Source organism: Streptomyces tibetensis (genome assembly GCF_007655005.1).
Taxonomy (GTDB): domain Bacteria; phylum Actinomycetota; class Actinomycetes; order Streptomycetales; family Streptomycetaceae; genus Streptomyces; species Streptomyces tibetensis.
The window spans coordinates 18,251-37,898 of sequence record NZ_SZVW01000027.1; the positions used below are offsets into that span (position 1 = coordinate 18,251).

Genomic DNA, 19,648 nt, shown 5'->3' on the forward strand with positions numbered 1-19,648 from the left:
TTCAATTTCCCACCCAGTAACCAACGGAGCCGCGGGCCCCCGATGGCCTCGGTCGAGTCGCATACCGTATCCGGCCCCCTCAGACTGAACGGGTGCCGACCGGCCTGTAGGCCGCTACCGCAATCTCGGCGATTCCCGGACCCGACAAAGGGAGCTGACTTGCCCGTCGAACTCAATGACACAGTGCCGTTGTCGTGGAAGAACGCCACCGGCGACAACGACAGCATGCTGCAGAACCTGCAGGCGAACCTCCTGAAGGGCCATGTCCGCGACCGTCTGCACATCCTCCTCCTGCAATTCTCCGAGGGCCCAGAGGGCGCCGCGGAGGCCCGGGCGTTCCTGGCCGGACTGGTCCCGCTGATGAAGTCGGCCAAGACGGCTCTCGAAGAAGTGGAAGCCTTCAAACAGCACGGCTCGCAGGGCACGCCCTATGTCGGTGTGGGGCTGACGAACGCGGGCTACGGCAGGCTGGGCCTGACAGGTGCGGTGCCCTCTGACCCTGTCTTCCAGCGGGGAATGCGACACCCCGATTCCCTGACCAATCTGAAAGACCCTGATCCCATGCAGTGGGAGGCCGGTTACCAGCAGGAAATCCACGCCGTCGTCCTGGTAGGCGACGCCGATTCGCCTCCCGCCGACGCCCGGCTCGCCGAGGTCGAGGCGCTGCTGACAGGTTCGATCACCGTGCTCGCCAGGGAAACCGGCAAGACCCAGCACGACGCCGCGGGCCGCGCGATCGAGCACTTCGGGTATGTCGACGGGCGGAGCCTGCCGCTGTTCCTCGCCGAGGACCTGGAAGCCGAGCGTGACACGCTGGACGGAACCTCCGTATGGAATCCGTTCCTGCCGCTGGGACGGTTGCTGGTCGCAGACCCGGGTGCCCCCAACCCCGGCACAGACTTCGGCAGCTACTTCGTGCTGCGCAAGCTGGAGCAGAACGTACGAGCCTTCAAAGCTGCCGAGGAAGCGCTCGCCACCGCGCTGAAGCTCGACAACAACGACCGCGAGCGCGCCGGTGCCATGCTCGTCGGCCGCTTCCGGGACGGCACCCCGCTCACCCTCCAGGCCGAGGCCGGAGCGGACAAGCCGGTGATGAACGACTTCACCTACGCCAGCGACACCGGCGCCCACAAGTGCCCGTTCCAGGCGCACATCCGCAAGACCAACCCACGCGGGTCAGGCGGCTTCGAAACACCGGACGAGGAGAAGCTGCACCTGCTGGCGCGGCGTGGGCAGACCTACGGAGAGCGCACCGAAGGCGACGAGCCCGAGGGCGGCGTCGGTCTCCTGTTCATGGCCTTCAACTCCGAGCTCGGTCAGCAGTTCGAGTTCATGCAGCGGAGGTGGGCCAACAACTCCGGGTTCCCCCATCACGGCGCCGCCCCCCAGCCCGGGCTCGACGCCGTGATCGGTCAGGGCGACCGGCCGCCGCAGACATGGCCGAAGGCCTGGGGAAACGACGAGACTCAGGAAGTCCCCGCTCCTGTACAGGCCGTGACGATGAAGGGCGGCGAGTACTTCTTCATGCCCTCGCTGCCGTTCCTGCGCAGCCTGTGATCGCTGCGCGTCCGTCCCGCTGTACAGGGAAGGCGACACGAAGGCGGCTGGTGGAGTGGCCGCACAGGGCCTCTGTCGAGGTGCCGGCCGCGGCGGCGTCGAATACCGCTGCGGCCAAAATCGCCGTACACAGCCACCGACCGCACAGCCCTGACGGCGCCGCGGCGCCGAGGTACTATTGCGCCGACGTACTGTCGCCTCACGGCTCGTCCGAAACGTATCGGAATTCCGGCCCGTAGGTCTTACCGGTCCCGTCGGGCAATGGCGTTCGCATGAGGTTCTGAGCAGGTTCCTGCAACTGCAGCATCTGCCCGATCGATTGGCTCAGCATTTGCTTGGCTGTACTCGGCTGCTCCGCCTTCCACGCACGCTCCAGGAGCCGGAGCATTGAGCTGTAGTGGCGGTTGAAGGTGTCGAGTTCCGTGAGCACGTCACTGGACACAGGTACGCCGCCTTGGGCCCAGCCGCCCGCCGGAACCGTGCCCATGGGGAAGGTTCGGGGCAGGGGAATCTCTTCACCCTGGAAGTCGAACCGTGGCGGATCGTCCGACACACGGATCAGCCTACGTCCGTGGAAGAACTCCCGGAACGAGTAGAAGTGGGCGAGTTCTCCGGTCTCGCCGGGGAAGGGGTTGTCTGGCGACGCGGCAGTGCCCTCACCTTGCTCCTTGATAATCTTCACGGCCGCCTCGACCGCATCGAGTGAGTTGAGAGCGACGATGTCGTTCCCTTCGCCGTGGGACGACGACATGTTCTTGATGAGCTGCCGCGTGCCCTTGATCAATTCCGGTTGTGAGCGGAAGGCTTCGAGGATCGCCGCGTAGAAGGCGCCGATGGACGTGTGCACTTCCAGGTCCTCAACCACGGGGTCGTCGGGCCTCTCGATGCGGGAGTACATCTCGAGCGACTGCTTGCTCAACTGCATGAGCGAAACCGACAAGTCCGGCTGCACGCCACCAGGGAGTCGGCCTGGATACTTCGGGACGACACTTTCATCGGCGATGCGCGGTTCCCCTCCAATGGTGGTGAGCATGTTGCAGGCCAGGCCCATGTGCGACATCTCATCGAAGATGATCGCGTGGAGCGTTTGAAAGACTCCCGAGTTCTGGTCCGATTCCTCGATCGACCAGAGGGCGCACAAGTAGGGAGGAAGCGTGGCCAGCTCCAGCATGATGGCCTGCTGCAGCGCCTGCTGCAGCCAACGCTCGTCGTGCTCCTCGGCGGGCATGCGCATGAGCTCGACGATCGCGTTGCTTCGATAGTTGACTACCTCAGTCATGTGGTTTCCCGTCGTCCCGGCCCGGCATAGCGGCCGTCGCAACGTGGTTCGCCGCGATGCAGGAGCAGTTGTTCTTCCTTGGGCTGTTCGCCGACGAGGCCCATACGGCCGGCCAGTGCTTCAACGAGCCGCTGGGCCACAGACCACCCAGAGCCGGCGGTGCGTACACCCCGTCACTCGGGACCGATGCTCCGGGACGAGGGCGATTGTCACCTTCGCAAGCGTCGTCCTCGGAATTCAGCGTGCGCACGATGATTCCGGGCGGGGCCCAGCCTCAAGGGCTTATCGCTCCCCCTGTTCGCCTTCGCGACAAGGCTCTCGGGGGTTGGGCACGCCGGAGACATCCATCAGTTCAACTTCCAGCATGATTGATCGCTTCGCAGCGTGTCCCCCGGCCCGCATTCAGCTTACGTCCGTCTCGTAGGCCATGCATTTCCTCAGGTACGTTGAGTCGCTGCAACCGCCGCCCGCTTCGTGCACGAGGAACAAGAACATGAGCACCATCTCAGCGCGCCGAGGTGGTAGTTGCTGCCAAGCAGTGACTGGGGTGCGTCATGGACCCAATCGGGTGATAGTGGTCAGAGGGGGCTACCTCAACTTCAAGTGCTTTCCCCTTGAAGGAGGCACCATGCCCGACAAAGACCAGTTTCCGCATGCGGAAGCTCCCGACGAGCGCTCAAGCGTCTTCGCTCCGGATCAGGACAACCAGGTACCGGGCGAAGTGCTCATCAAGGTGCAGCCAGACGCGGCGAAGGGGGTCTCTGCAGCCGTGCCGACCGGTCCTGTGCGCGGGGTGTTCGCCGCAGCCACCCATCTGGGGCTCGAACCGCTCGACCAAGTCTTCACGGACATCGGAGTCCGCTCCGTGACCCGATTGCACCCACCACCTGCACCCATCCCCGCAGGGATCGCGGCCGTCGCGGAGCAGACCGAACTCAGTGCCGCCTACCGCGTCCGCTTCGACCCCGCACAGGACGTCTCCCGCGCCGTCCAGCGCCTCAACGCCTTGGAGGAGGTGTCTGTCGCCGAGCCCAACCGCTGGCGGGAGCAGGCATCCGTGATTCCCAACGACCCGCTCTTCGCACAGCAATGGGGACTGAAGAGGATCAAGTGTCCCGAGGCATGGGAACGGAACAGGGGCAGCGACTCGGTCAGCGTCGCCATCATCGACACCGGAGTCGACCTGGACCATCCCGAGTTGGCGCCGCTCCTGAAACAGGGCAAGGACTTCGTCGATCTCGGACCAGATCCGATGGCAAGCCCAGGCTGGGTCTTCGAGGGTGACTTCCTGGGAGTCGACGATTTCCCGCAGGACGAGGTCGGGCACGGCACACACGTAGCCGGAACCATCGCCTGCCGCTCCAACAATCGTGAGGGAGTGACCGGTGTGACGTGGGAGTGCCGTCTGATGCCGGTACGGGTACTCGCTCGTATCCGTCGGCTCAGCGACAACCTCATCAGCGGCACTGGCAGCGCGGCCGACATCGCGGCAGGCATCCGGTGGGCGGTCGACCATGGTGCCCGGGTTCTCAATCTCAGCCTCGGCGGCCCTCAAGCGACCGAGGTCGAGCGTGATGCCATCGCGCACGCCATCAACCATGACGTGGTCGTCGTGGCTGCGATGGGCAACAACGGCCGGCGGACGCAGAGCTTCCCGGCGGCCTTCGACGACGTCATCGCCGTGGGCGCCACCGACCCGCTGGACCGCAAGGCGATCTTCTCGAACACCGGCCCACACATCGATGTGTCGGCGCCCGGGGTCAACATCCTCAGCACCTTCCTGGACGACACGTTCTCCCCGTCGGACGGTACCTCGATGGCCTGCCCACACGTGGCCGGAGTCGCGGCTCTGCTGCTTTCTCTCGGCCCCGGATTGAGCGCTCGGGACGTCCGCCAGATCCTTCGCACCACCGCGAAGCCTTTGCGCCGGCGTCCCAACGACCCAGTGCCCAACGACGATTTCGGTTTCGGCCTCGTCGACGCCGATTCGGCGCTCGCCCTGGTCTGAGGGCCGCCCCCGGAACCACTGCCTTCCGCTGCCCGCCGACGCGCCGGGGCCCCTCGGTGGGCAGCGTCAACCGGTTGCCCACCCTCGCCCCGAGCCGCGCTTCACATGCCCGGACCGTCGGAGTAGCGCATCACATCGGGCTCTGCCTCGGCGACACCCTCGACGCCACGAGCGCTCTCCACGGCTTCCGAAACGCCGATCTCCTCCGGAAACAGCGCCACCGCCCGGTCGGGCAGCGACTCACGCGGAGCCTGCACCCGCTCGGCTCCTACCGCTTCCAGCCCATCGGCGACAGCTGACCAGTCCCCGTCCTGGGCAAGCTTGACAATGACACGGACCGACACGTCCACCGCCTACTCTCAGCTCGCAACCTGCGCTGCTCCCTCCACCTTTGCCGATGCGCCATCACCCCGCGACAGGAACGAGATGAGTTCGTCCACCGCTTCCTGCCATTCCTTCTTCTTTCCTTGCCACCGGCCAGTTGTCCCGGGCCTGGTCGACCTCGAGTCCAACTCGACACCACGAAGCAGGCTCCACAGGCAGGTTCTTGGAATGAGCCACAATCGTCAGCCATTTGGAGGAAGTGAAATCGCAAAAGACCATGATTACGGCTGATACTCATAATCGAAGTCGCCATACCTCACCTGGAAAGGACGTTCCATGACCGTCACCACTGCTGACGCCAAGACGTTCAAGAATGCGCTCAGGTCCGATGTGAAAACCTGGCACGCACTGTCCTTCTCAACGATGGATGAAGCCGTCAACTTCGTCAATTTCGAGCCTGCACAAGGAGCAGGAGAGGTCGAATTCTCCTTCGGCCCGGACGGGCAGATCTGGCTGATGTACTTCCTGTAGGGCGCGCCAGCGAATCCCGGCGTCGCCTGGGAACAGAGAGCCGGGCCCTCGAGGCTTCCTCGCTTCTCCAATTGACCATTCCACTCACACGGGTGGCGCACCGGGCCGACGGCTGATCGCGCCCCTTCGGCTCCCGCACATACCGTGACATGGTCAAAGCTGTGTGGCACGTCCGCATCGCCCGGAAGGGCATGTCCTGGCTGGTCGGATGCCGTCGATTGCAACGCCGTCGATTGCATGCGCGGGCTCGTGGGTTTCTCGATCCGTCCCATCAGCGCTGCGCCTGATTCCAGACGATGGGGCGTCCCGACGATCCCGCCTCCGTCGTCGACAGCCGGTTCCGGGTCTGCGGCGTGCAGCGGTTGCGCGTCGTGGACGCCTCCGTCTTCCCCCGGATTCCCGGATGCTTCGTCGCCACTCCGATCTACATGATCAGCGAGAAGGCCAGTGACGTGATCCTCGCCGAAGCCCCGCCACCCAGCGTCACAAGCACCGTCGAACCGTCTGCCAGGAGGATCCGATGACTGACAAGCGACCGCCCGCCCGCAACGCGAGGTCTGGCTACCGACGCACACTGCCCTGGCGTGTCGTCACCGGCGTCTCCGAGTTCCTGGACCGCAGGATCGGCTGGGACAAACTGCCCGTCCCGCTCGGACTCGGCACCCTGCTCGGGCTGCGGGTGAAGCTGCGGCAGGAGAACCTGCACGACACCAACCGGATCCCCGCGGTGAACGTTCCCGAGCCGGCACCGGGGAACGGCAGGTCATACCTGGTCAACCGGACGGCCGACGGCAGTTACAACGACCTCGACCAGCCGCGGATGGGCATGGCCGGCACCCGCTTCGGCCGCAACATCCCGCTGGAGCAGATCCCTCCGGTCTCGGCCGCGGACGTGCTCTCCTCGCCCGACCCGCGCGTGGTCAGCCGCGAACTGCTCACCCGGGAAGAGTTCATCCCCGCCGAGACGGTGAACTCCCTCGTGGCGGCCTGGCTGCAGTTCATGGTGCGCGACTGGTTCAGCCATGGCACAAGCCCCGCAGAGCGGCCGTGGACCGTCCCTCTACGCGACGACGACCCCTGGCCCGAACGCCCCATGCAGATCATGCGCACCCCCGACGACCCCACACGCGACCCGCAGGCCCCGGCCGGCACCCCCGACACGCGCGTCAACGTCTCCTCGCACTGGTGGGACGCCTCCCAGGTATACGGGTCGAGCGAGGAGGAGCAGCGTGCCCTGCGCACCGGGGAAAACGGCAAGCTGCGTCTGTGGGGCGACGACGGAACACCCTTCCCGTCCGACCCGGACCGCGACCCCTCGCGGGTGCCCGGCTTCTGGCTGGGGCTCGCGATGATGCAGACGCTGTTCGCCAAGGAGCACAACGCCATCTGTGACCACCTCCACACGCAGTACCCCGGCTGGGACGACGAGGAGCTCTTCCAGCGCGCCAGGCTGGTCAACGCCGCCCTCCTCGCCAAGATCCACACCGTGGAGTGGACCCCGGCAGTCATCAGTCACCCGACCACCGTCACCGCGCTGCGCACCAACTGGTGGGGGCTCGCCGGCGAGCGCGCGCACAACCTCTTCGGACGGATCAGCAACTCCGAGGTGATCAGCGGCATCCCCGGTGCCGAGACCGACCACTACAGCGTTCCGTACACGCTCACCGAGGAGTTCGTCGCCGTCTACCGTATGCACCCGTTGGTCCGCGACGACTGGCATCTGCGGGCCGCGGCCGACGACTCGACGCTGCGGGAGGCCACCTTGCGCGATCTCGCCGGTCCCGAGGTACTGAAGGTCATGGACACCATCCCCATGCATGACCTGCTGTACAGCTTCGGCACGCTGCACCCGGGCCTGGTCACCATGCACAACTTCCCGAAGTTCCTGCAGGAGTTCGAGCGGCCGGACGGTCACCTGCAGGACCTCGCGGCCACGGACATCCTGCGCAGCAGGGAACTCGGTGTCCCCCGCTACAACGAGTTCCGCCGACTGCTGCGCCTGAAGCCCGCCGCGAGTTTCGAGGAGCTCACCGACAACCGGGACTGGGCCGAGCAGATCAAGCGGGTCTACGGGGGCGACATCGAGAAGGTGGACCTGACCGTGGGCCTGTACGCGGAGAAACTCCCCGCCGGATTCGCCTTCAGCGACACCGCGTTCCGCATCTTCATCCTCATGGCCTCGCGCCGGCTCAACAGCGATCGGTTCTTCACCGAGTACTACACGCCCGAGGTCTATTCGAAGGCTGGGCTGCGCTGGATCGACGAAAACACCATGGGGACCGTACTGCTGCGCCACCACCCGGATCTGCGGGCCGCACTGGCCGGAGTGAAGAACGCCTTCTCACCCTGGAACGTCGCCGGGCGGGAGTGAGGAGGAAGCCGGGACGGCAGAGGGTCTCAGGGCCGACCTCGTCCTGAAGGGCGGCGGGGTTCGTGGCCTCCGGGGCGGGGCCACGGACCTGGGCGACATCATGGGCCCGCCTGGACCTGGCCCAGCTCCCGGACCCTCTGTCGCCCGGCCCGCCCATACTCAGCGAAGGCGTATCCCCAGGTGGGGCCCATGCGGGGGTGAGCCCGGACAGGCCGCCATCAGGCCCAGGCCGTCACCGGCACGAACGAACTGTCCTGCCGGAACCGGTCCGTTCCGTCGGAGCGGTCCACACGGAGCTCGTAGGCGTAGTGGCGCAGGTATCGGCCGGGGTAGTTGTACGACTCGAAGCGGACGGAGCCCGAAGCCGTGCCGGCCCGCAGGACGAACGTGGCGTCCCTGGCGAAGGTGCTCGTGCCGTCGTTCGGGTCGAAGCGGGCGCGGAAGTCCCAGTGGCGCAGGTAGGCGCCGGTCGCGTCCCGGAAGGAGCAGCCGGTGCCGTCGGCTAGGCCGGCGACGACCGTGAAGGTGGCGGACCGCTTCTCGGCGGTGGTGCTGGAGGCGCTGACCACGGGCAGGTTGAGCAGCGAGGACTGCTGCTGCCAGTAGCGGCTCGGGTAGTTGACCGAGCGGAAGGAGCGGGTTCCGTTCCGGGCCAGAACCGGGCCGCCCGCGACCGTCTCCTTGACGACTGTGAAGTGCCGTGCCGTGCCGGAGATCGCGGGCAGGGCGGCCGGGGCCGACCAGGTGGCGAAGGTGTCGTAGCTGTCGCTGTAGTAGTAGTTCCCGTCGCCGTAGCCGTCGAAGAACATCCGCCAGCCGCCGTTGTCGAGCTGCACCAGGGCCGGGCCCTCGCGGTAGCTGCCCCAGCCCGCCCAGTCACCCGTCCGGCGGATGGTGTACGGGCCGGTGAGGTTCGAGGCGGTGGCGTACTCGATGTACTTCGTCGTCTCGTTCTTCGGGAAGGCGTGGTACGTCGAACCGATCCTCACGATGAACGTGTCGATGTGGTTGGCGCCGATGCCGGAGAGGGCGACCGGCGCGCTCCATGCCGTGAGCGCCGAGTTCGCCGCCCTCAACAGGTACGGCGTGAAGATCCACTCGTCGTTCGTGGTGGAGCAGGACACGATGACGTTCACGCTGCCGTCGCCGTCGACGAACCACTCCGGCGCCCAGGCGCGGGAGAGGCCCGCGATCGGCACGGTGTAGTCGTAGAGGAACGTCCAGTTGACGCGGTCCTGGCTGCGGGCGAAGCCGATGGTCGTGCTGGGGTCCTGCCAGGTGTGCGTCGTGTAGGTGAGGTAGTAGAACCCGTCGCTGTGTCTGATGACACTGGCATCGCGGATCCGGTTCGCGGGCGGGGTGTACGCGGCTGAGCGCAGCAGCCGGAAGTCTGTGGCGTCGTCCGACTGGTAGACGTCGACCGTGCCGTCGTCGCTGTTGAGGAACGGCACGATGGTGTAGCGGGTGGCCGAGCCGTTCGGGGGTGCTGCGGCCAGGGCGCCGCCGAGCAGTCCGGGGGATTCGCCGAGCAGGACGGCCGAGGCGGGCAGGGCGGCCAGGGCGCGCAGCAGCGTACGGCGGGACGCGGCAGCGGGGTGCGGGTGTGGGGTCACGGGCGACTCTCCCTTGTACACCGGGTTCGATATACCGGACAGGGTTCGGCAAATCGATCATTCGTGGGGGCTCAGAAGGTAAGGGCGAGACGGTGGGCGGTCAATGGTTTGAACAGGGGCTGACGCGCCCAGTGAGGAGGAAGCGGCCGCTGGGTGAACATCCACTCCCGTCGTCGGCATTACACCCCCGGCCGCCGGACGTTACCGTTCGGTAGAGAAGCTGCTTCCGGAGGTGTCCGTATGACGCTCGACCGTTGCGAAGGCCTGGCGGAGACCGCCCGCGCGCTGGCCGCCGGCGAGGTGACGTCGCGGGTGCTGGTGGAGCGGACGCTGGCGCGCATCGAGGCGACCCAGGGGAGCCTGAACGCCTTCCGGATCGTCCGCGCCGAGGCCGCGCTCGCGGAAGCCGACGCCGCGGACCGGGAACTGGCCTCGAAAGGCCCACGCAAACCGCTGCTGGGCGTGCCCGTCGCGGTGAAGGACGACATGGACGTCGCCGGTGAGCCGACCGCGTTCGGCTGCTGCGGCGAGTTCCCTCCGGTCGCCGAGGACGGTGAGGCGGTGCGGCGGCTGCGCGCGGCCGGAGCCGTGATCGTCGGCAAGACCAACACCTGCGAGTTCGGGCAGTGGCCCTTCACCGAGGGGCCCGCTTTCGGCGCGACCCGCAACCCCTGGAGCACCGACCACACGCCCGGCGGTTCCTCGGGCGGCTCGGCCGCCGCGGTCGCCGCCGGTCTGGTGCCCGCCGCGCTCGGCTCGGACGGCGCGGGTTCGGTGCGCATCCCGGCCGCGTGGACGCATCTGGTCGGCATCAAGCCGCAGCGCGGCCGCGTCTCGACCTGGCCGCGCGGCGAGTCCTTCCAGGGCATCACCGTCAACGGCACCCTCGCCCGCACGGTGGCCGACGCGGCCCTGCTGCTGGACGCGGCCGGCGGCAACCACGCACAGGACCCGCACCAGCCCCCGCACCTCGACGTGTCCGGGGCCGTCGGCCGCGACCCCGGGCGGTTGCGCATCGCGCTCTCCCTGAAACCGCCCTTCACGGCGGTGCCCGCCCGGCTCCTGCCGGAGGTGCGCACCCGGGTGGTCGAACTGGCCGAGCGGCTGGCCGCGTTGGGGCACACCGTCGAGGAGGCGGACCCGCCGTACGGGCAGATCGGGCTGACCTTCGTGCCCCGTGCCACGGCCGGCATCGCCGAGCGCGTGGGCGAGGCGCCCTTCCCGGCGTTGCTGGACCGCCGCACCCTGGGCGCGGCCCGGTTGGGACGGCTGCTCGGCGGCGCCCCGCTGCGGGCGGCCCGGCGCGCGGAGAGCGTGCTGCACCGGCGTATCGGCGGGTTCTTCACCTCGTACGACGTCGTCCTCGCCCCCACGACCGCCGCTCCCCCGCCCCGCATCGGGGCCCTGCTCGAACTCAGCGGGTTCGCCACCGACCGGGCGATGATCGCCGCGTGTCCGTACGCCTGGCCGTGGAACGTGCTGGGCTGGCCGGGGGTCAACGTGCCCGCCGGTTTCACGCCCGACGGGCTGCCGGTCGGCGCGCAGTTGCTGGGACCGGCGAACAGCGAGCCGCTCCTCGTACAGGTGGCCGCGCAGTTGGAGGCGGAGCTGCGCTGGTCCGAGAAGTGGCCGTCGCCGCCGGTCACGGCACGTTCCGCTGCCGCCTGAGCGACCGTACGCTGTCCTCATGGCGGACGCGTCGATGGTCGGGCTCATGGGGCGGGTCACCGGAACGATCGGGCCCGGGCTGGTCGGCGAGGTGATCGTCCGGGTGCGCGGCGGTGCCGAGCACTTCCTCGCCCACCCCGCCTCCGCGACGGACCGCATCGAGACGGGCACGGTCGTGATGGTGGTCGAGTACCTGCCCCCGAGGACCGTCTACGTCACGGCGGCGTACGACAGTTGAGCCCGCTGCGACGCAGGTGAGAGCCGTACGCGTCAAGCTTCGGCCAAGGATGGGCCGGTGGCTGTACCCGGGCTCCGCCGAGGAGCACACTCCCCTTCGTTCGGTGCCGAGAGGGCACCATGCAAAGGGGGCGAATGCCGATGGTCGTCGGCGTCGTTGCGGGGGTGGCGGTTGCCGCCGTCCTCGTTCTGATCGGTCTGTTCAAGCTCATGTGGCGGGTCGCCGAACCCAACGAGGCACTCATCATCTCGGGGTCCAAGCACCGCACGGAGGGCATCGAGGAGGGCATGGGCTTCCGTATCGTCACCGGGCGCGGCACGCTGGTGCTGCCCGGGGTGCAGGCGGTGCGCAAGCTCTCGCTCGACCTGAACGAGACGGAACTCCAGGTGGACTGCGTGACCCACCAGGGCATTCCGCTCAAGGTGCGGGGCGTGGTCATCTTCAAGGTGGGCGACGACTTCGTGTCGATCGCGAACGCGGCCCGCCGGTTCCTCGACCAGCAGAAGCTGATGTCGGAGCGGGTGCACAACGTCTTCGCCGGTCATCTGCGGTCGATCGTGGGCGGGTTGACGGTCGAGGACATGATCCGGGACCGGGAGAAGCTCACCGGGCAGACGCGTGCCGCGTGCGGCACCGAGATGGAAAAGCTGGGCCTGATCGTGGACTCGCTGCAGATCCACGAGATCGAGGACCCGACCGGCTACATCCAGAACCTCGCCATGCCGCACGCGGCGGCCGTGCAGCGCGACGCGCGCATCGCGCAGGCGGAGGCGAACCGGCTGGCCACCGAGGCCGAGCAGCAGTCGTTCGCCCGGATGGCGGAGGCGACCCGGGACAGCGAGATCCTCCAGGCCGGCTACCAGGCCGAGCGCGACAAGGCGGCCGCCAAGGCCCGGCAGGCCGGGCCGCTCGCCGAGGCCGGTGCCCGGCAGGAGGTCGTCGTCCAGGAGACGCGGGTCGCGGAGCTGGAGGCGCACCGGCGCGAGCAGCAACTCCAGGCGGACGTCCGCAAGCCCGCCGACGCGGCGGCCTACGAGACGCGCACCCTGGCCGAAGCCGACCGCGACGCGCGGATCTCATCCGCCCAGGCGCAGGCGAAGGAGACGGAGCTGGCGGCTGCCGCCGAGGCGACCCGGGTCAAGACGGCCGCGGGTGCCGAGGCCGAGGCGACCAAGGCGCGGGGCGAGGCGGCCGCGCAGGCGACCCGGGCCACCGGTGAGGCCGAGGCGGCAGCGGCACAGGCCAGGGGCTTGGCGGAGGCCGAAGCGGCCAAGGCCAAGGGCCTCGCGGAGGCGGAGGCCATCAAGGCCCGAGCCGCCGCCCTGGCGGAGAACCAGGAGGCCGTCGTCGCCCAGCAACTCGCCGAGAACTGGCCGGAGATCGTGAAGGCCGGCGCGTCCGCCTTCGGCAACGTGGACAACATGGTGCTGCTCAACGGCGCCGACGGTATGGCCGACATGTTCGCCAAGGCGCTGACCATGGGCGGCACGGGGCTGGGCCTCGCCCGCCAGTTGCTCGCGTCGATGGACCGCAACGGGCAGGCACCGCAGGGCACCGCGTCCCTCAACGGGCAGGCCCAGAAGGTGCCGGTGGACGACAAGTGACCCGGTCGGCTTCACCCCTGCCCCGTGACGGGCAGACCCGGAAAGTGCCGGTGGACGACAAGTGACCCGGGCGGCTTCACCCCTGCCCCCTGACGGGCAGACCCGGAAAGTGCCGTCGGACCCGAAGTGACCCGGGCGGTGTGCTCACGGGGGCAGCCTCTAGGGTGCCCCCGTGACTCCGTTTAGCGATGAGAACGTCCCGGGCCGCCACGGCCCCTCCGCCACCGTCCAGGCCGACCCGCACGAGGTGGGCCCGGTGCGCACGGAGTACTCCCCCGCGCACGACGGCGACCCGGATCCCGGGGAGATCGTCTGGACGTGGGTGCCCTTCGAGGAGAACGACGGCCGAGGCAAGGACCGCCCGGTGCTGGTGGTCGCGCGTGAGGCCGGCGGCACCTTCCTGGCCGTGCAGTTGTCCAGCAAGGAGCATGACGGCGACCGGGAGTGGGTGGGGATCGGCAGCGGGCCGTGGGACCGGTCGGGCCGGTTCTCCTGGGTTTCCGTGGAGCGGGTGCTGCGCCTGCACGAGGACGGCATGCGCCGGGAGGCCTGCGCCCTGGACCGCATGCGGTTCAACCGGGTCAGGCGCCGCCTGCAGGAGCGCTACGGCTGGAGCTGAACGTCTCCTCGAAGGCTCCGAGCACCGCTCGGTCCCGCGTCCGGTCCAGGATCCCGAACACCACCTGCTCGAAGGCCCCCGCGAACCGGCCGCCGGGCCCCAGCAGCGCCCGGAAGGCCTCCGCCACCTGCACGGGGTCGTTGCGGAACACCCCGCAGCCCCAGGCGCCCAGGACGAGTGCGCGGTAGCCGTGGGCGACGGCCGTCTCCAGGACGCGTTCGGCCCGGACCGCGAGGGCCCGCGGCAGCTCGTGGGCCCGTTCGGGCGCCGTGCGGAGCACCACGCCCGCGTTGGGCGCGGGCGAGGTCAGGAAGCCCGCGGTGTACGGCTCGGCCAGCAGGCCGCCCCGGTCGTCACGGAAGACGGGCACGGTCGGTGAGTGGATGACACGGTCCGTGTAGAACGGGTCGCGGTGGGCCCGGTGGTGGTCGTAGAAGGCGCGGGCCTGAAGGAGGCAGGTGTACAACGCCGAGGCCCGGCAGAGGGCCTCCTCCTGGGCCTGGGCGCCGTTCAGGTAACCGCCGCCGGGGTTGCGGGCCGAGGCGAAGTTCAGCACGGCCACGGGCCCGCCCAGCCGGCGGGCCGCCTCCAGGCTGCTCTCGCCCGTGACGTCCACCAGTGTCTTCCGCGCGCCCGTCACCCGATCGGCGGACACCGGCACCGGTTCGGGCCCGTGCAGGCGGGTGCCCTCGCGCGCCGCCCGCAGCTCCGCCGCGATCGAGACCTCGCGCCCGTCCGGCGCGCGGTAGGCCCCGGCCGCGACGATCTGCTCGGTCTCCCGCGCGATACCCCGCAGACGCGCGCTCACGGCGCGACCCCCGTACGCGCCGTGAGCGCGCACCGCGCGGTTCGCCTTGTCGTGCTCACGCAGGCATCGTGCGTGATGCCCGATCCCCGGTGCAACAGAGTTTTCGCTTTGGGAGAACGCCGGGGAAAGTTTCTTGAAATGCCGGGTCAGGCCGTATGACCGCCCGGGAACGCCCCGCTCCGCCCCCTTGTGCCGAGCGGCGTGAACGTCTTGGGTGGGACGGGTGATCCCGGCCCGGGCCGCCGAAGAGCCCGGACCAATGGCATGGTGGAATCTCAGGAGGATCCCGACATGTCCGATTCGGTAAGTGGCTGTACCCGGACCCGCACGTCGTTGTCCGAAGCCGAGGTCGAGGCCCTGGTCCGGGGCATCTGCTTCAAGACCGGCCCCCCGCGCCGCCTCGGTGTCGAGGTGGAATGGCTCGTCCACGAGCTGCGCGCACCGCAGCTCCCCGTCGCACCCGAACGACTCGAAGCGGCCTATGCCGCGCTGCGTACCGTTCCTCTGAAGTCGGCGCTCACCGTGGAACCCGGCGGTCAGCTGGAGCTGAGCTCGCTCCCCGCCGCATCGCTGACGGAAGTCATCACCACCGTCTCCGCCGACCTCGACGCCGTCCGTGCGGTGCTGCGCGAAAGGGGCCTCGCCCTCGTCGGCCTCGGCCAGGATCCCTGGCACGAACCCCGCCGGTTCCTGCGGGAACCGCGCTACGACGCCATGGAGGCGTGCCTGGACCGTACAGGTCCCGCCGGCCGCTCCATGATGTGCACCTCCGCCTCCGTGCAGGTGTGCCTGGACGCCGGTCACGAGGAGCCCGGGCCGCTCGGCCTGGTGCGCCGCTGGTGGCTGGCCCACCATCTGGGCGCGGTCCTGGTGGCCGCGTTCGCCAACTCCCCGCTCGCCGGCAACCGGCCGACCGGCTGGCTGTCGACCCGGCAGCTGACGTGGACCCGGATCGGCGCCGGCCGGGCGGGCGGACCGCGGCTGGACACCGACCCGCGCGGCGCCTGGGCCCGGCACGTGCTGGACTCCCCCGTGATGTGCATTCGACGGGACGGCGGCCCCTGGAACGTCCCCGAGGGGCTCACCTTCCGGGACTGGATCCGCACCGGCGCGCCCCGGCCGCCCACCCGGGAGGATCTCGACTATCACGTCACGACGCTCTTCCCGCCGGTCAGGCCGCGCGGCCATCTCGAACTGCGCATGATCGACGCGCAGCCCGGAGACGACGGATGGATCGTGCCGCTGGCCGTGACGGCGGCGCTGTTCGACGACCCGGAGGCCGCCGAGACCGCCTACCGGGCCGTGAAGCCGCTGACCGAGCGGACACTGGGGCTGCCCGCGCCGCACAATCCGCTGTGGCTCGACGCGGCCCGCGGCGGTCTGGCCGACGCGGAACTGCGCGAGGTGGCCGTCACGTGCTTCACGACCGCGCTGGACGCCCTGCCCCGGCTCGGCGCCCGCCCCGAGGTCATCGAGGCCGTCTCGGCCTATCTGGACCGCTATGTCGTCCTGGGCCGCTGCCCCGCCGACGACCTGCTCGACCGACAGCGCGGCGCGGACGGCCGCGCCCACGGGAAGGACTTCCGCTCATGACCGACACCGATCCCGCTGTCGACGCCCAGGCCGTCGACCCCGAGGTGCTCCGGGAGCGGGCGGTCGCCTCACTCGTCGTGGCCCGCGACCGCACCACCCTGCTGACGAGCTGCGTGGAGGATCCCGACCTGACCGCACAGCACTCGCCGCTGATGTCGCCGCTGGTGTGGGACCTCGCGCACATCGGCAACCAGGAGGAGCAGTGGCTGCTGCGGGCGGTCGCCGGGCACGAAGCGATACGGCCGGAGATAGACGGCCTCTACGACGCCTTCGAGCACCCGCGCGCCGAGCGGCCGAAGCTGCCGCTGCTCTCCCCGGCCGAGGCCCGCAGCTACGCGGCCGACGTGCGCGGCCGGGCACTGGACGTGCTGGAGCGGCACGCGTTCCACGGCACGCGGCTGACGGAGGCCGGGTTCGCCTTCGGGATGATCGCGCAGCACGAGCAGCAGCACGACGAAACCATGCTGATCACCCATCAGCTCCGCACCGGCCCGCCGGCCCTGACGGCACCCGACCCGGAGCCGGCGCCGCTGTTCACCGGTCCGTCCGAAGTCCTCGTACCCGGTGGCCCGTTCACGATGGGCACCTCCGGCGAGCCGTGGGCCCTGGACAACGAACGCCCCGCGCACCGGCGCGAGGTGGCGCCCTTCCACATCGACACCACGCCGGTGACCAACGGCGCCTATCAGGCGTTCATCGAGGACGGCGGCTACGACAACAGGCGGTGGTGGACGGCCGGCGGATGGGCGCACATCCGCGAGTACGGGATCCACGCCCCGCTGTTCTGGCGGCGCGACGGGAAGCAGTTCCTCAGGCGCCGGTTCGGCGTCACCGAGGTCGTGCCGGCGGACGAGCCCGTGGTGCACGTGTCCTGGTACGAGGCCGACGCCTACGCCCGCTGGGCGGGACGCCGGCTGCCCACGGAGGCCGAGTGGGAGAAGGCCGCCCGGCACGACCCGGCCGCCGACCGCTCGATGCGCTACCCCTGGGGCGACGCCGACCCGGGGCCCGAGCACGCCAACCTCGGCCAGCGGCACCTGCGTCCGGCGCCCGCCGGGAGCTACCCGGCCGGTGAGTCGCCGCTCGGCGTACGGCAGCTGATCGGCGACGTGTGGGAGTGGACGGCGAGCGACTTCCTGCCGTACCCCGGGTTCAAGGCGTTCCCGTACAAGGAGTACTCGGAGGTCTTCTTCGGGCCCGAGCACAAGGTGCTGCGCGGCGGTTCGTTCGCCGTGGACGCGGTGGCCTGCCGGGGCACCTTCCGCAACTGGGACTACCCGATCAGGCGGCAGATCTTCTCCGGGTTCCGCACGGCCCGTTCGGAGGGCGTCTGATGTGCCGTCATGTGGCGTACGTGGGGCCACCGGAGGCGCTGGGCCGGCTCCTGGTGGAGCCCCCGCACGGGCTGTACCGGCAGTCGTGGGCGCCCCGGCACCAGAGGTACGGGACGGTCAACGCCGACGGTTTCGGCGTGGGCTGGTACGCCGAGGGCGATCCGGTGCCGGCCCGCTACCGCCGGGCCGGGCCGATCTGGGCGGACCTGTCGTTCGCCGATCTCGCCCGGGTCGTACGGTCCACGGGGCTGCTCGCCGCGGTGCGGGACGCGACCCTGTCCGGCGCGGACGCGGAGGCCGCGGCGGCCCCCTTTGCCGCGGGGACCTGGCTGTTCAGCCACAACGGGGCGGTGCAGGGGTGGCCCGGTTCGCTGGCCTCGGTGTCCCGGACGCTGCCGCACGAGGAGCTGCTGTCCTTGGAGGCCCGCAACGACTCGGCGCTCGTGTGGGCGCTGGTGCTGGCCCGGTTGCGAGGCGGCGACGAGGAGGGCCAGGCGATGGCCGACACGGTCCTGGAGGTCGCCGCCGCGGCCCCCGGCTCCCGGCTCAACCTCCTCCTCACCAACGGCGACACCATCACCGCGACCGCCTGGGGCGACGCCCTGTGGTACCTCGCCCGGCCCGGCGGCGGCACCGTCGTGGCCTCCGAGCCCTACGACGACGATCCGCACTGGCAGGAGGTCCCCGACCGCACCCTGCTCGTGGCGAGCCGCACCGACGTGCTGCTCACGCCGCTGAAGGAGCCGGCCGACGCCTCCGTGCCCGCACTCGCGAAGGAGCCCCGTACGTGAGCCCGTTCCGTCTGACCCGCACCCTGCCCGAGGACGCCACGGACGCCGCGCTGCGCGCCGATGTCCAGCGGGGTCTGACCGGCCGCCCCAAGTCGCTCCCGCCGAAGTGGTTCTACGACGCCCACGGCAGCGACCTGTTCGAGAAGATCACGGAACTGCCGGAGTACTACCCCACGCGCGCGGAGCGGGAGATCCTCCTCGCGCGTTCCGGCGACATCGCCGCTGCGACCCGGGCGCGCACCCTGGTCGAGCTCGGCTCCGGATCGTCGGAGAAGACCCGGCATCTGCTCGACGCCCTCACGGACCTGCACACCTACGTCCCGGTCGACGTCAGCGAGAGCGCCCTCGCCCAGGCCGGGCAGGCACTCGCCGCCGAGCGGCCGGGCCTGGACGTGCACGCGCTGATCGCCGACTTCACCGCGGAACTGACCCTGCCGGACACGCCGGGGCCCCGGCTGGTGGCGTTCCTCGGCGGCACGATCGGCAATCTGCTGCCCGCCGAACGCGCCGCGTTCCTGGCGTCCGTACGCGCCCTGCTCACCCCGGGCGACGCCCTGTTGCTGGGCACGGACCTGGTCAAGGACGAGGAGGTGCTGGTCCGGGCGTACGACGACGGGGCCGGGGTGACCGCCGCGTTCAACAAGAACGTCCTGACCGTGATCAACCGCGAGCTGGGCGGCGACTTCGAGCCCGCCGCGTTCGACCATGTGGCGTTGTGGGACGCCGGGCACGAGTGGATCGAGATGCGGCTGCGCTCCCGTACGGCACAGACGGTGAAGGTGCCGGCGCTCGACCTCGCCGTCGACTTCGCGGCAGGCGAGGAGATGCGGACCGAGGTGTCGGCGAAGTTCCGGCAGGAGGGCGTGCGCGCCGAACTGTCGACGGCGGGCCTGGACCTGACCCACTGGTGGACGGACGCTCCGGGCCGCTTCGCGCTGTCGCTGAGCGTGGCGCGCTGAACCGGTGAGCCCGGGGCGGCGGCGACGGCGGGAGACGACGTCTCGCGCTTCGCCGCCGCCTGGGGCACGGTGGAATGACGCGTGACACTCCCGTCACTGGAACCTCATCGAAGAGGAGCTGCGGCATGTCGAACCACACCTACCGGGTCACGGAGATCGTCGGCACCTCACCGGACGGCGTCGACGAGGCGATCCGCAACGGCATCGACCGGGCCTCCCAGACGCTGCGCAACCTGGACTGGTTCGAGGTGACGCAGGTGCGCGGCCAGCTCGAGGACGGGCAGATCGCGCACTGGCAGGTGGGCCTGAAGGTGGGCTTCCGGCTGGACGAATCCGAGTAGCCCGGGGACG

The 19,648-nt window shown here is 69.7% G+C and carries 18 protein-coding genes; 14 read left to right on the forward strand and 4 right to left on the reverse strand.

Features of this window, described 5'->3' with window-relative positions:
• The first annotated feature begins 159 nt into the window (after positions 1-159).
• Complete coding sequence (locus FDO69_RS35715; RefSeq protein WP_104786904.1) at positions 160-1,557, forward strand: Dyp-type peroxidase; 1,398 nt, start codon at positions 160-162, stop codon at positions 1,555-1,557.
• A 199-nt stretch (positions 1,558-1,756) separates the two neighbouring features.
• Here FDO69_RS35715 and FDO69_RS35720 read toward each other — a convergent pair whose 3' ends face one another.
• Positions 1,757-2,836 carry a ferritin-like domain-containing protein gene (locus FDO69_RS35720; protein ID WP_104786907.1) on the reverse strand — a complete coding sequence of 360 codons (1,080 nt, stop codon included), beginning with the start codon at positions 2,834-2,836 and terminating at the stop codon, positions 1,757-1,759.
• 628 nt (positions 2,837-3,464) lie between these two features.
• Here FDO69_RS35720 and FDO69_RS35725 point away from each other — a divergent pair.
• Positions 3,465-4,844, forward strand: coding sequence for a peptidase S8 (locus FDO69_RS35725; RefSeq protein ID WP_159030681.1), 1,380 nt, complete (start codon positions 3,465-3,467; stop codon positions 4,842-4,844).
• 101 nt (positions 4,845-4,945) lie between these two features.
• On the opposite strand, the gene FDO69_RS35730 is transcribed toward FDO69_RS35725, so the two are convergent.
• Positions 4,946-5,194, reverse strand: coding sequence for a hypothetical protein (locus FDO69_RS35730; protein WP_104786912.1), 249 nt, complete (start codon positions 5,192-5,194; stop codon positions 4,946-4,948).
• A gap of 310 nt (positions 5,195-5,504) precedes the next feature.
• Between FDO69_RS35730 and FDO69_RS35735 the strand changes: the two genes are divergently transcribed.
• The 3 genes from FDO69_RS35735 to FDO69_RS35745 all read left to right on the forward strand — a co-directional run bounded on the left by FDO69_RS35735 (position 5,505) and on the right by FDO69_RS35745 (position 8,070).
• Positions 5,505-5,699 carry a hypothetical protein gene (locus FDO69_RS35735; protein WP_104786915.1) on the forward strand — a complete coding sequence of 65 codons (195 nt, stop codon included), beginning with the start codon at positions 5,505-5,507 and terminating at the stop codon, positions 5,697-5,699.
• Positions 5,700-5,995: 296 nt separating this feature from the next.
• Positions 5,996-6,223 (forward strand): GMC oxidoreductase, encoded by a 228-nt coding sequence (locus FDO69_RS35740; RefSeq protein WP_104786917.1) that lies wholly within the window; start codon positions 5,996-5,998, stop codon positions 6,221-6,223.
• Positions 6,220-8,070 (forward strand): peroxidase family protein, encoded by a 1,851-nt coding sequence (locus tag FDO69_RS35745; RefSeq protein WP_104786919.1) that lies wholly within the window; start codon positions 6,220-6,222, stop codon positions 8,068-8,070. The genes FDO69_RS35740 and FDO69_RS35745 overlap by 4 nt, the downstream gene beginning before the upstream one ends.
• 218 nt (positions 8,071-8,288) lie before the next feature.
• On the opposite strand, the gene FDO69_RS35750 is transcribed toward FDO69_RS35745, so the two are convergent.
• Positions 8,289-9,683, reverse strand: coding sequence for a glycoside hydrolase family 43 protein (locus FDO69_RS35750; RefSeq protein WP_104786922.1), 1,395 nt, complete (start codon positions 9,681-9,683; stop codon positions 8,289-8,291).
• 240 nt (positions 9,684-9,923) lie between these two features.
• On the opposite strand from FDO69_RS35750, the gene FDO69_RS35755 reads away from it, so the two are divergent.
• The 4 genes from FDO69_RS35755 (at position 9,924) to FDO69_RS35770 (ending at position 13,812) form a co-directional block, all read left to right on the forward strand.
• Positions 9,924-11,351 carry an amidase gene (locus FDO69_RS35755; RefSeq protein WP_104786924.1) on the forward strand — a complete coding sequence of 476 codons (1,428 nt, stop codon included), beginning with the start codon at positions 9,924-9,926 and terminating at the stop codon, positions 11,349-11,351.
• Positions 11,352-11,370: 19 nt separating this feature from the next.
• The gene (locus tag FDO69_RS35760; RefSeq protein WP_031111877.1) at positions 11,371-11,589 is read left to right on the forward strand and encodes a hypothetical protein; all 219 of its coding nucleotides are present in this window, start codon (positions 11,371-11,373) and stop codon (positions 11,587-11,589) included.
• 134 nt (positions 11,590-11,723) lie between these two features.
• On the forward strand, positions 11,724-13,193 hold the full coding sequence (locus FDO69_RS35765; protein WP_104786926.1) for an SPFH domain-containing protein: 1,470 nt from the start codon (positions 11,724-11,726) through the stop codon (positions 13,191-13,193).
• A gap of 172 nt (positions 13,194-13,365) precedes the next feature.
• Positions 13,366-13,812 carry a type II toxin-antitoxin system PemK/MazF family toxin gene (locus tag FDO69_RS35770; RefSeq protein WP_104786929.1) on the forward strand — a complete coding sequence of 149 codons (447 nt, stop codon included), beginning with the start codon at positions 13,366-13,368 and terminating at the stop codon, positions 13,810-13,812.
• Here FDO69_RS35770 and FDO69_RS35775 read toward each other — a convergent pair.
• A complete protein-coding gene (locus tag FDO69_RS35775; RefSeq protein WP_167526748.1) occupies positions 13,775-14,620 on the reverse strand; it encodes a TIGR02452 family protein in 846 nt (281 codons plus the stop codon). The two genes, FDO69_RS35770 and FDO69_RS35775, sit on opposite strands and share 38 nt — an antisense overlap.
• A 291-nt stretch (positions 14,621-14,911) precedes the next feature.
• Here FDO69_RS35775 and egtA point away from each other — a divergent pair, with 291 nt between their 5' ends.
• The 5 genes from egtA (at position 14,912) to FDO69_RS35800 (ending at position 19,638) form a co-directional block, all read left to right on the forward strand.
• Complete coding sequence (egtA, locus tag FDO69_RS35780; RefSeq protein WP_104786931.1) at positions 14,912-16,213, forward strand: ergothioneine biosynthesis glutamate--cysteine ligase EgtA; 1,302 nt, start codon at positions 14,912-14,914, stop codon at positions 16,211-16,213.
• A complete protein-coding gene (gene egtB, locus FDO69_RS35785; protein WP_104786934.1) occupies positions 16,210-17,547 on the forward strand; it encodes an ergothioneine biosynthesis protein EgtB in 1,338 nt (445 codons plus the stop codon). The genes egtA and egtB overlap by 4 nt, the downstream gene beginning before the upstream one ends.
• Positions 17,547-18,338, forward strand: coding sequence for an ergothioneine biosynthesis protein EgtC (gene egtC / locus FDO69_RS35790; protein WP_104786937.1), 792 nt, complete (start codon positions 17,547-17,549; stop codon positions 18,336-18,338). The genes egtB and egtC overlap by 1 nt, the downstream gene beginning before the upstream one ends.
• Positions 18,335-19,297: an L-histidine N(alpha)-methyltransferase gene (egtD, locus tag FDO69_RS35795; protein ID WP_104786940.1), complete on the forward strand. Its 963-nt coding sequence runs from the start codon at positions 18,335-18,337 to the stop codon at positions 19,295-19,297. Before egtC ends, egtD begins: the two co-directional genes overlap by 4 nt.
• Before the next feature lie 125 nt (positions 19,298-19,422).
• On the forward strand, positions 19,423-19,638 hold the full coding sequence (locus FDO69_RS35800) for a dodecin (RefSeq protein WP_104786943.1): 216 nt from the start codon (positions 19,423-19,425) through the stop codon (positions 19,636-19,638).
• The last annotated feature ends 10 nt before the right edge of the window (positions 19,639-19,648 follow it).